The following is a 16,363-nucleotide window of genomic DNA, read 5'->3' on the forward strand; positions in this document are numbered from 1 at the left end:
CTCATTTTTACGGTTCTCTAATTTTGTAGACTATTTCCCTTCTTAATTGGTCCATTTTGCTGAAATTCAAGCTTAGAACACTGCTGTTGATCCGTCACTATATTGCTGTCTTTGTCTTGCCAATAACCATTAAGCCAATCGTAGAACGCCGCCTTATCGGTTTTAGAATCGATACACTGGTAGGCCTTTGGTAACGCTATATGGCGCACTTTGACATAAGCCCCACTTACCCTCCCACAAAGCAAATCCCAAAATGTGGGGACTTCACCTGAGTAAATAATATTTAAGTCAGTGATTCGATCAAAACGCTTAGGCATTGCTTGCAGCACCATCCACAACCCACCGGCTTTGGGTTTAAGCAAGTATTGATACGGTGAGCCTTGCTGTGCATGCTTGATTGGACTAAAACGCGTTCCTTCCGCAAACGTCATCACACTGCTTGGTGTTTGCATCAGGTCTGCACAAGCTTTTCGGGTAATCATTCGATCCCGCTCAGCCAGTGTCGGATTGGAAGCTAATTTCGCTTTGCTATAACGCTTTACTTGTGGAAACCCCATCAGCTTGGTTGCTGTGCCCACTAATGGAAGCCAAACGAGTGTATCTTTCATAAAGATTCGTGGCATGGGGATACGCCCCTGTACTTGCAATAACACAATAAACGCATCGACCCAGGATTGATGATTGGCCACGACTAGATGGTTCTTATCAAGCTGAACCTTCATACCCTCATCAAAACGCCAATGAATGCCTAATACGTATTGAAACCAGTAACCGCAGCCTTGGCACCAGGCTTGATAGCAACGATCCATGTGTGCTCGACGCCACGGATCCGAGCATTTACAGACCAGCGCTATGAAAGCGATACCATGTATCGCTACGCCGCAAACAAGTATGTTCACACAGATAAAAATAAAAGACATTATGCCGATCAACGGCCGCATAAATGCCCAAGGTAATAGCTTCGTTAACACGTATCTGGTTTCCGTTCTCTGACTATTCAGCCAACAACATTAGTCGTCACTGTTTAACCATTTCTGTTTCAGTTTGTATGCATTCAGTGCGAACCATTGCAGCGCCATAATGGCACTGGCATTGACGATTTCTTGCTCGAGCAATGGCATCACATCTTCGACGTCAAACAAATGCAGCTTGATGTCTTCATTTTCTTCGTCCAATCCTTGTGTCGCACTCAAGTCGACTGTCGACGCATCAATTTCGCCGGCATACATACGCAAATGCTCCACCAATCCACCAGGAGATGGTACAAAGCGGAACATATACTCTAAGCGCTTGATCTCAACCCCCGCCTCTTCTAAAGCTTCACGGCGGGCCACTTCCTCATCTGATTCTCCCTCTTCGACCATACCTGCGACAACTTCAAGCAACCATGGGGACTCGTGTTCGGGCAAGCAGGGACGAAACTGCTCGATGAGTAATAGTTTATCAAGATTAGGGTCAAACAGCAGAACACAAATGGCATCCGAACGGACCATCATTTCACGCGTCATATACTCAGACCACTCACCATTAAACTTACGATGGCGAAGCTCACGTTTATGCATTTTGAAGAAGCCGTCATAGACCACTTCATCTTTTTTTACTTCTACATCGGATTGTTGATAAGTCGGCTTAAATTTCACGAGTCTTTATCCTTGTCATACCACTCTTTTGGCGGGCGATAACGGCTGTCATCGTCTTCCTCTGGCGCTTCTGTTTGATCTAGATCGAGAGAGGGTTCAATGTGTTCGTCAAGAATCATTTCGCGATCTACGCACTTGAAATAACGCTCTTCGTTAAAGGCCACCACCACTTGAGGGTGTAAAATTGTCGTTGCGGAGATAAACATACCATTCACAACGGCCTCTGGAAAAACAAATATGGGCAGATAGCCCAAGTATTCATCAATATTAAGCTTCAACTTCATTTCACCGAAGAAAGAAAGACTCAGCACAGCCAACACAAGAGTAACGGTGGTGCTTAACACGCAGCCAAAGAAGCCTGTCCCCAAGATAAATACAAATGGGTTACTAGGCTTTAATTGCTCTATTCTGACGTATAGCCACCATGACACCATAACGGGGACTAACACATTGTAGAGATAGTTGAGGCCAAAAGACGGCCATTGCAGCCAATTCAAAAAGAGATCGACCAGCTGTGCGATAAAACCTGCTAGCAACGCTAAAGGCCAACCAAAAAACAGCGTTAGCGTCGTCATGCCCATAAAATGAATCACGACACCAATGTTTAAGTTCACGCTCATCTGCCATAGGAAGGCCAACACTACCGCACAACCTAAAAAGCGATTTTGTAGAGGTGAATCACCCAATATGCTACGCCAAGGAACTGCCAGCATCCCTATCACAAGACTTAGTACAGTAGTTATCCAGCCAAACCACTCAAACCCTGAGTAAAAAAGCCCTTGGGCGAAGTTCATTTGCACTCCCTCTCATTTGGTAATAGAGTCTCATCTAACGAAAAAAGGTGAATAAAATCATGGCAGAACTGCGTTGCGACTGGTGTCTGAGCTCACCAGAATACATTGCTTACCACGACAATGAGTGGGGCAAACCGGTCACCGATGACCAGACCTTATTTGAGTTCATTGTACTGGAAAGCGCACAGGCGGGATTAAGCTGGATCACGATATTGCGAAAACGTGAAGGCTATCGCAATGCTTTCCATCAATTCGACCCCACTAAAGTTGCGAGCATGACGGCCGATGATATAGATAGGCTGTCACAAGATCCCAGTATCGTGCGCCACCGCGGAAAAATCGCCGCCACCATCAGCAACGCCCAGTGTTTTTTACGCATCGCTGAAGAGTTTGGTTCGTTTGCAAATTACTACTGGGCATTCAGTGACAATAAAGTGATTACTAACCGTCCAAAAACCTTGGCTGACGTACCTGCCGTGACACCTCTGGCGGAGACAATTTCAAAGGATATGAAAAAACGCGGCTTTAAGTTTTTCGGCCCGACCATTTGCTATGCCTTTATGCAAGCAACGGGCATGGTAGATGATCATTTGCTTGGATGTGTGGCGAAAGAAGATTCCAAATAGGACAACACATGGGACAAAATTCAGGCTCAATTTTTTGGTTCACCGGACTCAGTGGTTCTGGAAAAACGACTCTCGCTACAGCCGTTGCAAAACAATTAGAGAGCGTTGACATCAAAACATATTTACTTGACGGGGATATTCTCCGCACAGGCCTTTGCCATGATTTACACTATAGTGATCAGGACAGAAAAGAGAACATTCGCCGTGCTGGAGAAGTGGCAAAGCTGTTTATGAATGAAGGATACGTTGTGTTGTGTACTTTCATTTCACCCTTTGCATCTGATCGCAATATGGTCAGACAAAATTGCCCCGATGGTTCCTTTTATGAAGTTTACATCAGCACACCTCTCAATAAGTGTGAAGAACGGGATCCTAAAGGCCTTTATAAAAAAGCCAGAGAAGGCTTAATAAGCTCTTTTACGGGTATAGATTCTCCTTATGAAAAACCGCAGCAGCCTGAGCTTGAGATAAATACCTACCAATACTCTATCAGCGATGCACAACAATACGTTTTCGGTTTTATAATGGAATCACTAAGCAGACATAACACTTTGCCCCGCAATCAGCTAAACAAAGAGAAGAATCGCTATGTTTGACAACAAAAGTATTTTAATCACAGGTGGCACTGGCTCTTTCGGCAAAAAGTATGTTGAAACCTTACTAAAACGCTACAATCCTGCTCGGTTGATCATTTATTCCCGTGACGAATTAAAGCAATACGAAATGCAGCAAGAGTTCGATGCGCCTTGTATGCGTTACTTTATTGGTGATGTCCGTGACAAAGACCGATTAACGCAAGCCATGCGTGATGTGGATTATGTGATTCATGCGGCCGCACTTAAACAGGTCCCGGCAGCCGAATACAACCCAATGGAATGCATCAAAACCAATATTCATGGTGCTGAAAACGTTATCTCTGCAGCCATTGCAAACAATGTTAAAAAGGTCATCGCTCTCTCCACTGATAAGGCAGCCGCGCCTATTAATTTATACGGAGCGACCAAACTCGCTTCAGACAAACTCTTTGTTGCAGCGAACAATACCGTTGGTAAAGGCCCTACACGTTTTTCTGTTGTTCGATATGGAAATGTGGTAGGATCCCGTGGTTCAGTTGTCCCGCTGTTTCAAAAGAAGGTTGTCGAGGGGGCGAAGACGATCCCTATTACTCACCCGGATATGACTCGATTTTGGATCACCTTGCAAATGGGTGTTGATTTTGTTCTCAAGAATTTCGAACGTATGCACGGCGGTGAAATCTTCGTCCCAAAAATTCCATCAGTGCGTATTACTGATTTAGCTGAAGCCTATGCCCCAGGCATTCCAACAGAAGATATTGGCATTCGTCCGGGTGAAAAGTTACATGAAGTCATGTGTCCAGCAGACGATTCTTACCATACCTTCGAATATCATGATCATTTTGTGATTGCGCCAAGCATCAAATTTTATCGTGATGACCTTAAATACGATGAAAACCGCTTGGGTGAAAAAGCAGTATTAGTTGCGCCAGGTTTTGAATATCAATCAGGCAGTAATCCAGACTTTTTGACTGTTTCACAGATTATCGAGTTTGAACGTGGCTAACTTCATTCCTTATGGCCGCCAGTCTATCTCTGTAGCTGATGTAGAAGCGGTCTGCGACGCATTAACCTCTGATTTTCTGACGCAAGGGCCTATTGTTGGCCAATTTGAGCAGGCCATTGCCGAACTGAGCCACTGTAAGTTTGGTGTTGCCGCCAATAGCGCTACTTCAGCCCTGCATGTTGCCTGCCTTGCTCTCGGTGTATCTGAAGGAGACTGGGTCTGGACCACACCTAATACTTTTATTGCAAGTGCGAATTGCGCACTTTATTGCGAAGCAAAAATAGACTTTGTCGATATCGATCCGCAAACCTATAATTTGTGCCCCATAAAACTAGCTGAAAAGCTGGCTTCGGCAGCCCAAAATGACACACTTCCTAAGGTGGTTATCCCTGTACATTTTGGAGGCCACCCATGTGATATGCGTGCGATTTATGAGCTATCCCAGCAATATGGTTTTGCCATAATAGAAGACGCATCACATGCAATTGGGGCAAAGTTCAAAGGTACGCCAGTCGGCAGTCGTTACTCTGATATTTGTATTTTCAGTTTCCACCCAGTAAAAGTCATGACCTCCGCAGAGGGAGGTATGGCGGTCACCAATCAAGAGTCTCTTGCTGAAAAAATGCGTTTATTGGTCAACCAAGGGGTGACTAAAGACAAGCGTGAGTTTGAGACACGCTCGCCGGGTGATTGGCACTACGAGCAACACACCCTTGGCTTTAATTATCGCATGACGGAGTTACAAGCGGCATTAGGCTTGTCGCAATTCAAACGTCTTCAGAGCTTTATCGAACGCCGTCGAGAGTTAGTGCAACGTTATTATCAACTATTACGCGGTTTGCCTATCCAGTTACCAGGTGAAGCTGACTACGCATACTCCAGTTGGCACCTTTTCCCTATTCTGTTAAACGAAGCGTTATCAGAGCATAGAGCGACGATCTTCAAGTACTTACGCGATCATAATGTTGGCACCCAAGTACATTATATTCCGGTGCATACTCAACCTTATTACCAAAGACTAGGGTTTAGCTGGGGGCAATTTCCGATTGCAGAAGACTACTACAACAGAACCCTAAGTCTGCCCTTGTTCCCGGACCTAACCGATCAAGAGCAAGAAGTAGTTGTACAAGTATTACGAGATGCAATCGATCAGGCATTTATCTTATGACAGGTATTAATGTTGCTGTTATTCCTGCACGGGGTGGCTCTCAGCGAATCTCGAGAAAGAATATTAAACTGCTAAATGGCAAGCCCTTAATCGCCTATTCCATTCAAACCGCCTTGGCATCAGGTCTTTTCGATAAAGTCATTGTGTCGACAGATGACCAAGAAATTGCCAAGATCGCAAGAGATTGGGGAGCAGAAACACCATTCACTCGCCCAGATGAGCTAGCGGATCACTTCACTGGCACCACGCCCGTTATGCAACATGCATTAAACGAGTTGAAAGGCCAAGGCTGGCAAGTAGACAATGCCTGCCTTATTTATGCTACGTGCCCCTTACTCACGCCAGAAGACCTTCAACGAGGCTTTCAAGCTTTAGCCAAAACACCATTAAGCTTTGCCGCGACCACGTTTGATTTCCCAATTCAGAGAGCGCTGTGTATTCGTGATGGCAAGCTACAACCAATGCATCCAGAGCATATCAGCAAACGCTCACAAGATTTAGAAGAAGCGATCCATGATGCAGGGCAATTCTATTGGGGAGTCACAGAGCAATGGCTGACCAATCCAGCCATGTTCTCAGAGCTCGCGACACCTATCATGCTACCAAGGCATCGCGTTCAGGATTTGGATACAGAGGAAGATTGGCAGCGTTTGCAGCAGTTATTCTCCACTCGTTAACTACGTTAAGGCGATATTAGGTTATGACGACTATTTTAGTGACAGGTGGTGCAGGCTTTATCGGCAGTCATACTTGCATCGTTTTACTGGAGGCAGGGTTTGAGGTCATTGTTGTCGATAACTTTAGTAATTCAAGTAAAGAGTCACTTAATCGGATTCAAGTCATCACAGGCAAATCCGTCACTTGGTATGAAGTCGATATTTGCTTATCTATCGACCTCAGAAAGGTGTTCGAAAAGCATAATATTGATGCGGTCATCCATTTTGCTGGGCTAAAAGCAGTTGGTGAATCCTGCCGAAAACCGCTTCTATACTATGCTAACAACGTGCAGAGCAGCATCGTACTTTTACAAGAAATGGCCAATGCAAATGTCCACAACCTGATTTTCAGCTCCTCAGCAACCGTCTACGATAGCCGTACTCCAGCGCCTTATCAGGAACACTATCCAGTCACGGGAAATGCTCCTTATGGGCAAACCAAACTATTAATCGAACAAATGTTATCCGACCTTGCCCAATCTGATGGAAATTGGAATATTTCTATTTTACGGTACTTTAATCCTGCTGGTGCCCACCCTAGTGGTAACATTGGTGAGGACCCAAGGAATACACCAAATAACCTGATGCCTTTTATCACTCAAGTTGCAGTGGGGATACAATCCTCTCTACAAGTATTTGGTAACGATTATCCCACGCCTGACGGCACAGGTATTCGTGACTATATTCACGTAATGGACCTTGCTCAAGGCCACCTTTTAGCTCTAAATGAAATACTCCGACAAGCTGGAAGTTTTTTTGAAATCTATAACCTAGGTTCAGGCAGAGGTTACAGCGTGCTAGAAATCATTAAAGCCTTTGAAGATACTAATCACATAACCATTCCATATACTATCGTTGAGCGACGCAGTGGCGACGTCGCTATTTCATATGCCAATACCACCAAAATAGAACAGCGACTAGGCTGGCGGGGTTGTAATACTTTAGAAGATATTTGTCGAAATGCTTGGAATTGGCAACAGAAAAACCCATCTGGGTATTAAACGAAAAAAGCACTCCAATCGGAGCGCTCTTCAAACCGGATTAGCAATCTATTCATTAAAAGAATATGCGCTCTACTTTAGTTGAATAGAGCCTTGCCTCTGCATAGATTGCTTCATAATGGTTCACTGCCGAAATTAGAATCGAGTCAACCTCATACTCTCCAATTTGGCTAGATGGAATAATTGGCACCCCGTTAAAGCTAACCTCTCCTTTGGCATACAAACCATTATCAACAATAGCTACAGGAGTAGGGATAAGGTCATAAACAATTTTCCCTACCGTTCCTAGCCCCCATAAAATGCGTTTCTCTATTGGGAGTTTCTTAACTCGCTCACAAAATTCCGCAAGAGAGAAATACTGATTCAATTCAGCTTGATCTAATGCCAAAGGCACCTCAATATCGCAAGAAGCACTCGTATGGTCATCAATATCTAGCTCCTTAGTTACAACAAAAAAGCCCGAGTCATCTTCTTGAACGGAGACACCATGTCGTCCATTTCTGCCCAAAATACTTTCAAAAGTGCTTCTATCCATGTTCTGTTCTGGTAGCAAAAGCATCATGCCAGCCGGAGATAAGCGCTGAATCAAACAATTAACGTCTATTAGGTCATTCGGTAAGTCGCGCACAACGATCATATCAAAACAGCTCAAGTCATCACTTATTGCACTAAAATAGCTGTCTAAACTATCTTGAGTCACGCCACTTAGCACACTCAAGTAGCCTTTATGGCCGATATAATGCGAACCCAATACTTTAGCAAATTCATGCGGTCCAGAACGGTCGTCAATGCGTTCCCAGTTCGTTGCACTATAGATTTCACCCCAAGGGTAAAGCACAGCAAAGAAAAATGAACTTAAGCCGTGGATGCTATTCACATCCAACAATGTGGCATTTTTTCTAGACTGATTAGCAAAGGCTGACAGATAAGTAAGCGCCTTCTTTTCTCTATTTGAAACAGCGCACCAATTAATATGCTTTTGATAATCCATCAAAAACTGCGTCACACGATAAACACTCTCCTGATCCACATTCATTTTAAGTCGAACGAAGGGTTCATGAGACAAAACCAGATCTGGTTGATACTGGCTGGCCTGCTCTTCCGTAGCATACGCTACCTGTCCCCATTCTTCATTTTCACAAATGGTGGTAGCAATGTAGTGAGGCGGTTTTTGTTTTACGGCTTGCACTCGCCCCCCATCAATCGGGCTGTGCTCCATGTCATACAGTAGAAAGCCTTCGTGGGCTAAATCATGCCACTGGTATTTATGCAATAACCTAACTGTCAGGTCGATATCATTCCATCCCCAGCCACTATTGAAGAGTTCATTAAGACCTTTAGCCTCGGCAATCATATTTCTATGGAATAACAGAAAACCAGCATTGCCGTATAAAAAACCGCCATAAGCTTGTTGCTTTTCAAGCTGCCAAGAATTTAGGCGAAGAAACCTTTCCCAGCCAGCAACCGAAGGTTGGCTCTCAACGACTTGATGCGGAAGAACATGTCTTCCACAGTTAAAGTATTTTAGATGTGGATCCTGTATCGAGGTTTTGCCGTCAATGACGCGAAAAATAGCGTCAAATGAAGCACTGGGAATTAAGGCATCGGCGCCACAGAAGGAAACATATTCTGCCTTGGCATTCTTCACCACTAGATTGAAAGCAGAGCAAAGAGGAATCTTACCAGCTGGCTCTGCAGCCACATATATAAATCGAGTGATCCGCTTTGCTTCAAATGATAAATCAATGACTTTTGATAACGGGACTTCACTTCCCCAATCTAGTACCACAACCTCAACATCATCTAGCTTCTCCACTCTTTTCAACGAAGCAGCAATGAAGTTGATTGTGACGGTCATCCGATAAATAAAATCAGGCATGTAATCATCATTTCTACCAAATAGACAAATCGCTAATTTATTCATAACTGATTTCTTTGGTTGAAAATGATGTGGGAGCCTTTATCTTCAAATGCAAAAGGAACATATAGAAGATCAGACAACGCATTTTTAATTGCTGGCTGGTAGTGAGGATGAGCGAATATCATTAAAAAACCACCCGCACCCGCACCGCACAATTTGCCACCTATCGCTCCCGCCAGTCGTGCTTTTTCATAAAAAGCATCTATTTCAGGGTTGGATATTCTAGAAGTGAGCGTTTTTTTAATCATCCATGACTCGTGTAGCATTTCGCCAAACTGCGCAATAGGTCGATCACTTAGCAACAGATCTAACGAGTCAGATACCATTTTACGCATTGAGATTAATTCGACTTGTTTATTAGGCGTTTCTTTAATCTGCTCTTTAGCAATATCCGATGAAATTCTAGAAAAGCCTGTAAAAAACAACATCAAGTGTGATTCAAGCTCTTTCCGGCGATGCCTTGGTAAGGACACAGGAGACACTAAGGGGGCTTGATCCTTCTGAAACTGTATGTGGTTTAAACCGCCATGAGCGGCCACAGTCTGATCCTGACAGCCAACATTCTCTTTAAGTACAGTCTGCTCTATATGTAATGCTTCCATACACAACTCAGACTTAGTCATGTCCGTTCCCTTTAGAGTATAAAGAGCATTCAAAAGTCCCACGGTAAAAGACGAACTCGAACCGATACCTGACATGGCAGGAATGTCACTGGTATGGAGGATTTCTACACCATAGGGTAAATCAACATGATGAAGACAAGCGCGAACCGAAGGGTGATCAATCTCATCAATGGTGTTTGCTTCTTCTCGCTGTGTGTAGCGCACCCGATACTTATGATCAAAGAACGGAGGTAAGTATCGAGCCGTTATGTAGCAATACTTATCAATCGAAGTATTCAGGACAGCTCCACCAAACTCATCAAAGAAAACAGGAAAGTCTGTCCCTCCACCAAAAAAGGACACACGAAATGGAGTCCTAGTGATGACCATGTGTACTCCGGTACCAATCAAGGGTTTTCTGCAAACCTTCTGACATACTGGTTTCAGCTGTGAAGCCCAGCTCCTGCTGTGCCTTCGTCACATCAATTAAACGAATTGGGATCATGGTCGGCTTGGTTGCATCAAACTCCAGCTTGGCATCTTTGTAACCATCGATGTCAACTAACGTCTTAAGGATGTCTTTTAAGCAGTAGCCCTGCCCGCCAGCGATGTTATAGACATTGTAACCAGTACATTGCTCAAGCACCGTTGACACCCCTCGAGCGACATCTTCTACATAGATGAAATCTTTGATGTCTTCGCCATTGCCCCAGACCGCAATCGGATCATGGCGTTCGATCACACGGCGAATGAAAGCGGGTAGGACGTGAGAACTCTCCCATTCAAAATCATCGTATGGACCGTACATGTTACCTGGTCGAACAACAGTGACATCCATTGGGCTCTTCACATGCTTCGCGTACATTTCACAAATCTGCTCAGAAAAGTGTTTCATCGAAGCAACGATGTGATATTTGTGGAAATATTCGCCAGTATGATCATCTTCTGTCATAGCCTGATCCGAGACTGGGTACACCGTATTACTACTGATAAAGACCACTTTCTTAATACCAGACTCGTATGCAGCTTCCATAAGCACAGTATTTAGGATTAAGTTAGGCGTCAGTAATGCCAATGGTGTCTTCTCAATCACCATGGCACCAGCAGTGTAAGCTGCCGTGATGACTAGGGCATCCATACCTTCGCAGGCTTTTAAACAATCGGCCTTCTGAGTCAGATCCGCTTGCACCCAATCCACTTGTTCAGCGTCAATTTGAGCTGGCGTTTTATGCAAGGTTGCGCGTACTTGGGCGCCATCAGCAAGTAAACGTTTGATTAAGTTTGTGCCTAAAAAACCTGCACCACCAGCTACTAGCACTTTGCTATTTTGCAAATTCATTATACTCGCTTCCCTAAATCATCACGTTGCGAAAGGATCGGATTTTTGACTGGCCACCAGATATTGAAACGAGGGTCATCAAATCGATAAGTGAACTGGCCATGCGGGTTGTAGTAAGTACTTTGCTTATAATGAAAGATGGCTTGGTCAGACAGAACAAGATGAGCATTACCATACTTTGGTGGAATCAACACTTGGCGGTAATTGGTCTCAGATAAGTCAAACGCTTCCCACTTTCCAAACCACTCGCTATCTGGATCACAATTCACCACGACTAAACGAAACGAACCGTAAATGCAGCTAACTAGCTTCCAAGTTTCTTGATCTCCGTGGATACCTCGAAGTACGTGTTTTCGAGACATCGAGAAGTCATCTTGTACAAAGTCAATATCGATGCCCTGCTTAACATAATCTTCTTTGTTGAAAGATTCGATGTAAGTGCCACGAAAGTCTTCAAATCGATCTACTTCGATCAACTTTACACCCGGTAAACTGGTTTCTTTAACTTGCATTAGTTGACTCCATCGACAAAGTAGTTCTTCTTGTTCTTGTACTCGTCACGATTCTGTTGGAACCATTGCCAAGTTTCCTGTAGACCTTGCTTGAGTGTTGTCGTGTGTTCATAACCCACCAATTCTTTTGCCAACGACACGTCCATCACACGCTTAGGGAAACCACTTGGTTTAGAGGTGTCAAACTGGTAATTGAACTCAATAAAGGATGCCAGCGTTTCGACTAGTTCTTTAATGGTGTAACCAATACCGCTACCTAAGTTAATAAATGGATGATCGCCAGTACCTTTCAGAGCTGTTTGCAAAATGCCAATCGCTACATCACGACTGTAAGCAAAATCTCGCACTGCTGAGCCATCCCCCCACACAACGACAGGGTCTTCACCATTGGCAATACGATGCATCAACGTGGGGATCACCATGGCATTTTCAGGGTCAAAGTTATCTCCGGGGCCATACACATTACATGGACGTACCACAGAGTAATTCATTAAGCCGTATTGCTCTTTGTAGGCTTGGATTTGTAACTCAGCCATACGCTTTGCGTGGCCAGGATACATATCCATTGGCTCCCCCAAATTACCCTCTGACTCTTTGAAGACTTCAGCACTGGAGTAGGCACCAATAGAGCTGGTGTAAACAAGGTTTTGAACCCCGTTACGACGGGATGCTTCAAGCACATTGGTATTGAACATCAAAAACGGCACTAAGAAGTTAGAAGGGTACTTCTTGGTCACTTCGATGGAGCCTTTAATACCTGCTAAGTGCAGGACGTAATCACGCTCTTGTGTTTGCTGCAGACACTGCTGGAAATCAGTCAAATCACAGTAAACATGTTCCGCGCGCTCATCAACAATGACACGATCAAGAGAAGCGATGGTGACCTTAGCACCGGCATCGCACAACAAGCTCACAACTTGGCGGCCAATCAAACCGGTTCCACCGGTGACTAGTACGTTTTTATTTGAAAATTTTGAAAAATCAGGAATAACCATAAAATCACTCACTTTGAAGGAGGAGTTGCCAAGGTGTTAAACACATCATGGTAATCACAGGCTTCACGCCTTTGATCAATAAAACGTCCAATCAATGCATTGGCAAAATCAGGATTCGCTTTTACTTCGCTCAGTAGCTGTTCAAGTTTCTGTATTTCAGTCTCTGGGTCTTTAACAGACAAGCTTCTGATCAACTCGTAAAGCCGCTCTCTTTCCTCGGTACACATTTCACCTGTTAGAAAGGTTTGTTCCGCCAATTCCAGTGCAAAATCGTAATAGCCTAACAAGACTGCACATATATAGAGAGCATGCGCATTACGTTCAGAGAAACTGCTTAGAACGGTAGGATTTTCAAGAGGATCTTTGAAAAAGATCGCATCAGCATAAAAGGCCCGCTCTTTTGATGGGTGTTTTGTTTTATCAAGAAGATGCTGCGAACGGTTAAACATGCCACTGAAGCCATAAAACTGGAAACCAAACAGCCTTAACAGTGCTTCTATTTCTGAAAAGAGCTTTTGCCCTTTATAAAGTTCAGCAAAAGAGACTTCTGCCACTACCGCTACGACAGAGGATGATAGCGATTTCGCTGCGGAGGATAGAATCTCAAACTCGGTCCCCTGTGTGTCAATTTTTATAAACTCTGGCTCCGGCAAACGTCCAGCGTCTTGCTCTGCATCCAGAGTAGAGCATGGTACTTTCGTCTTACCAAGTTCAACCCACTTAACCATATTATATCGCGCAGTTAAATGGGTATTTGGTGCTCTCAACGAATGATTAGTCGGAGCGGATAAGAGATGCAAATCCTGCTCACCAATTTGGTCTGATAACGCAACTGGGAGCAACGTAAAATTTGCCCAAGGGTCCGTAACGGTAGACAGCTCGGATAGTCTTTGACATTCTTGCTTATCCGGCTCAAAAGCGACTACCGACGTTAACTCCGCAAATGCCTCAACGACTTCATGAGCCCCCCCTCTAGCGCCAATATCCACAAAGGATAGCGGCTTCTTATGAAATACCTCATAAAGTGAAGAGCTTTTAAACAGCTCATGATTAGCAATTTGGTTCACGTACACCGCCTAAATTTCGATTTCAACTCGTTTTGCATCCCGGCCAGCTCTAAAAGGCTCACCCTTTCTAAGATAGGTGTTGAGTAATACCTTTCTTGTTGAGCCTTCTAGGGTATTGTCGTGTGAAGCATGTACCACACAACCATGAATAAATAATACAGCGCCTTGAGGAATGGATAGAGAAATTGGCTCATAGTTATCAGGAATAACTACCTCCATACGATAGGCATTGGGATCCTGCGCGCTATCATTTAAAATATTGGTTTCACGCACCTCAAGCAACCCTTTCTCATGAGACTTAGGGTATGCGATCAATCCCCCGTTTTCAGGGCTGGTATCTTCTAACGCTAACCAAGCAGAAGCAAACGCATCGTTTTTAGACTGCACAAAATAGTTGTCCTGATGAGCGGTAAAGCCTCTAGTACCATACCCAGATGTAAAGTACTGACTTTGAAGTCCAGATATTTCACCCTTTAAAAAAGCAGCCATAATGGTTTTTATCTTAGGGTTCGCCATCACAGTTAAAAACCGAGGATCTTCACGATGGGGCATCATTACAGGGCTGTAAATACCAGCTTTAATAGCAGATAGCTCCTCTGCATAGGATTGTATAACTTGACACTCTTCAGAACTATATACATCTGGCTCTATGTGATAACCATTTTCAAAGTAATATAACATCACCTTTTCTTGATCTTCAAAGAAAGACGTGCAAGACACCATCCACAAGCTCCTTAAATAAAAATCTAATTATTTACCGTGCGGCCGTAACCGGAATGGTTGTACCTGAGACATAAGCTGCTTTCTCAGATACCAGCCATGACACCACATTAGCTATATCTTCAGTCGTTGCAAGCCTGTTTGCAGGGATCTCATTTAGCAATGACTGAACTTTGTCAGCCGTCAATTTATTGCTTTCGATCACCCCTGGAGAAACGTTATTAAGTCTAATGTTGTCTTTCATTAACTGCTTTGCGGTTCCGATAGAGTGTCCAACTAACGCAGCTTTGGAGGCAGCATAATGAGACAGGTGATATCCGCCAAAAGTCGCAACCTGAGAGGTTATATTTACAATCGCTCCAGATATAGATTTTTTTCTCATTATTTCAGAGGCAAACTTGATACACTCTACCGGTGAGAAATAGTTTATCGACATTACTTTACGCTGAGTCTCTAGCGAAGTATTAAATAGATCATATCTCCCACCATCGACTCCCGCATTATTAACTAAAACATCGACTCTCTTAAAAGAAGTTAAGATATCTTTAAACATATCACCAACGCTTTCTGGAGAAGAAAAATCACACTTAAAAAGTGAACATTTCCCGCCTATAGATTCTATATCGAACTTAACCGATTGAGCAATTTCCTCATTAGATGAATAATGCAGGGCGATAAAAAATCCATCTTGTGCAAGTTTCAAACAAATAGCACTTCCTATCAAGCCAGAACCACCAGTAACTAGAGCTACTTTTTTCATACAGCTACCCTAAAAAAGAAAGGTCGTATCCCATTTCAGAATAAAATTTATCAAGATTTTTCCTTTTCACAACTTCTTTTAATAAGTGCTTTTTCCAAGGTTCCCATCTCGAAACTTTCTCATAGCTAGAACCTATTGTCCTTTTATCAACGACCTCAGAGTCATAAAAAAAACTCATCAAATAATTATTAAATGAAGCATCACCATTACAAACATAATTAAAGAAATAAATAAAATATTCGATATCAGAGGTTAAACGTTCAAACTGAAACACAACTCCATTATCAATCACATAATCGGACTTATCATGTTGAATAAGCTTGATAGCATTCAAGAAGAACAGATAATTTTCTGGAAGTGAGAAGTCAACATTATATTTTGATAGAATTGAATTAAAAATCTCTCCTTTAGACTCTACATTAAAACTTTCATAAAGCGCACCAGCAGATTTCTTATTAAAACCCATTTCATAGAGATTTCTTGCCACTAAAGATTCTATCCGATTTACAGGATGTCTTGTTATACTGGCTACTTTTATACACCCAACCTTAGAATCAGCTGACTTTATAGCTTTAAACCCGTGTATATTACCAAACACCTTACTTTCTGGGCTCGACATCTTCAACTCTTGAAAATATCTATCTATATCAAAATCATCGTAGAAGCTATTCATTCCTTCATGAATAGAAATATTTTCCTTCTTCAATTCCTCTGCTGATAGTTTATTTCCTTTATAGGCATATGCAGTTGGACCATGGGCAACACAACAGTCTCCATGCGCACTAAAAGCAGATGCTATCCATTGAGTTGCAGTACGCCCCAAAGACTCAACGATAAAATAAGACATAATCCTCCAAAACCCATCAGCCAGAAGTGAAAAGTAGAAAATAAATAAGCTATAGCTTCACTTTAAAACCAAAT

General features: G+C 43.2%; 18 protein-coding genes. 6 read left to right on the top strand and 12 right to left on the bottom strand.

From position 1 onward, the window contains the following. Positions 1-17: 17 nt before the first annotated feature. The 3 genes from ACXAC1_RS03390 to ACXAC1_RS03400 form a co-directional block, all read right to left on the bottom strand. Positions 18-941 (bottom strand): acetyltransferase, encoded by a 924-nt coding sequence (locus ACXAC1_RS03390; RefSeq protein ID WP_475063774.1) that lies wholly within the window; start codon positions 939-941, stop codon positions 18-20. Positions 942-1,010: 69 nt separating this feature from the next. Then, a complete protein-coding gene (locus ACXAC1_RS03395) occupies positions 1,011-1,640 on the bottom strand; it encodes an NUDIX domain-containing protein (protein ID WP_133562416.1) in 630 nt (209 codons plus the stop codon). After that, the gene (locus ACXAC1_RS03400; RefSeq protein ID WP_475058753.1) at positions 1,637-2,434 is read right to left on the bottom strand and encodes an energy-coupling factor ABC transporter permease; all 798 of its coding nucleotides are present in this window, start codon (positions 2,432-2,434) and stop codon (positions 1,637-1,639) included. The genes ACXAC1_RS03395 and ACXAC1_RS03400 overlap by 4 nt, the downstream gene beginning before the upstream one ends. 59 nt (positions 2,435-2,493) lie before the next feature. On the opposite strand from ACXAC1_RS03400, the gene ACXAC1_RS03405 reads away from it, so the two are divergent. From ACXAC1_RS03405 to galE, 6 genes are read left to right on the top strand one after another with little or no spacing between them, the layout of a single operon-like run. Beyond that, the gene (locus tag ACXAC1_RS03405; RefSeq protein ID WP_475058755.1) at positions 2,494-3,060 is read left to right on the top strand and encodes a DNA-3-methyladenine glycosylase I; all 567 of its coding nucleotides are present in this window, start codon (positions 2,494-2,496) and stop codon (positions 3,058-3,060) included. Between the two features lie 8 nt (positions 3,061-3,068). Further along, positions 3,069-3,656: an adenylyl-sulfate kinase gene (cysC, locus tag ACXAC1_RS03410; protein WP_475058758.1), complete on the top strand. Its 588-nt coding sequence runs from the start codon at positions 3,069-3,071 to the stop codon at positions 3,654-3,656. Then, entirely contained in the window at positions 3,649-4,641 is a 993-nt protein-coding gene (gene pseB, locus ACXAC1_RS03415) for a UDP-N-acetylglucosamine 4,6-dehydratase (inverting) (RefSeq protein WP_475058760.1), read from the top strand. Before cysC ends, pseB begins: the two co-directional genes overlap by 8 nt. Next, the gene (gene pseC, locus ACXAC1_RS03420; RefSeq protein WP_475058762.1) at positions 4,634-5,809 is read left to right on the top strand and encodes a UDP-4-amino-4,6-dideoxy-N-acetyl-beta-L-altrosamine transaminase; all 1,176 of its coding nucleotides are present in this window, start codon (positions 4,634-4,636) and stop codon (positions 5,807-5,809) included. The genes pseB and pseC overlap by 8 nt, the downstream gene beginning before the upstream one ends. Then, on the top strand, positions 5,806-6,486 hold the full coding sequence (gene pseF, locus ACXAC1_RS03425; RefSeq protein ID WP_475058765.1) for a pseudaminic acid cytidylyltransferase: 681 nt from the start codon (positions 5,806-5,808) through the stop codon (positions 6,484-6,486). The genes pseC and pseF overlap by 4 nt, the downstream gene beginning before the upstream one ends. Positions 6,487-6,509: 23 nt before the next feature. Continuing rightward, a complete protein-coding gene (gene galE / locus ACXAC1_RS03430; RefSeq protein ID WP_475058769.1) occupies positions 6,510-7,526 on the top strand; it encodes a UDP-glucose 4-epimerase GalE in 1,017 nt (338 codons plus the stop codon). A gap of 55 nt (positions 7,527-7,581) precedes the next feature. Here galE and ACXAC1_RS03435 read toward each other — a convergent pair whose 3' ends face one another. Genes ACXAC1_RS03435 through ACXAC1_RS03475 form a run of 9 tightly spaced genes read right to left on the bottom strand, consistent with a single transcriptional unit; the run spans position 7,582 to position 16,289 of the window. Further along, complete coding sequence (locus ACXAC1_RS03435) at positions 7,582-9,450, bottom strand: glycosyltransferase family A protein (RefSeq protein ID WP_475058772.1); 1,869 nt, start codon at positions 9,448-9,450, stop codon at positions 7,582-7,584. Continuing rightward, a complete protein-coding gene (locus tag ACXAC1_RS03440) occupies positions 9,447-10,439 on the bottom strand; it encodes a GHMP family kinase ATP-binding protein (protein WP_475058775.1) in 993 nt (330 codons plus the stop codon). Before ACXAC1_RS03440 ends, ACXAC1_RS03435 begins: the two co-directional genes overlap by 4 nt. Then, entirely contained in the window at positions 10,426-11,388 is a 963-nt protein-coding gene (locus tag ACXAC1_RS03445; protein WP_475058777.1) for an NAD-dependent epimerase/dehydratase family protein, read from the bottom strand. The genes ACXAC1_RS03440 and ACXAC1_RS03445 overlap by 14 nt, the downstream gene beginning before the upstream one ends. Continuing rightward, positions 11,388-11,900 carry a dTDP-4-dehydrorhamnose 3,5-epimerase family protein gene (locus tag ACXAC1_RS03450; RefSeq protein WP_475058779.1) on the bottom strand — a complete coding sequence of 171 codons (513 nt, stop codon included), beginning with the start codon at positions 11,898-11,900 and terminating at the stop codon, positions 11,388-11,390. The genes ACXAC1_RS03445 and ACXAC1_RS03450 overlap by 1 nt, the downstream gene beginning before the upstream one ends. Next, positions 11,900-12,895 (bottom strand): NAD-dependent epimerase/dehydratase family protein, encoded by a 996-nt coding sequence (locus ACXAC1_RS03455; protein WP_475058782.1) that lies wholly within the window; start codon positions 12,893-12,895, stop codon positions 11,900-11,902. The genes ACXAC1_RS03450 and ACXAC1_RS03455 overlap by 1 nt, the downstream gene beginning before the upstream one ends. Positions 12,896-12,903: 8 nt before the next feature. Continuing rightward, positions 12,904-13,962, bottom strand: coding sequence for an FkbM family methyltransferase (locus ACXAC1_RS03460; RefSeq protein ID WP_475058785.1), 1,059 nt, complete (start codon positions 13,960-13,962; stop codon positions 12,904-12,906). Positions 13,963-13,971: 9 nt separating this feature from the next. Beyond that, a complete protein-coding gene (locus ACXAC1_RS03465) occupies positions 13,972-14,685 on the bottom strand; it encodes a phytanoyl-CoA dioxygenase family protein (RefSeq protein ID WP_475058787.1) in 714 nt (237 codons plus the stop codon). 31 nt (positions 14,686-14,716) lie between these two features. Continuing rightward, positions 14,717-15,442, bottom strand: coding sequence for an SDR family NAD(P)-dependent oxidoreductase (locus ACXAC1_RS03470; RefSeq protein ID WP_475058789.1), 726 nt, complete (start codon positions 15,440-15,442; stop codon positions 14,717-14,719). A gap of 4 nt (positions 15,443-15,446) precedes the next feature. Further along, the gene (locus ACXAC1_RS03475; protein WP_475058792.1) at positions 15,447-16,289 is read right to left on the bottom strand and encodes a hypothetical protein; all 843 of its coding nucleotides are present in this window, start codon (positions 16,287-16,289) and stop codon (positions 15,447-15,449) included. Positions 16,290-16,363: the final 74 nt, after the last annotated feature.

The organism is Marinomonas sp. AWM4_232 (assembly GCF_056158325.1).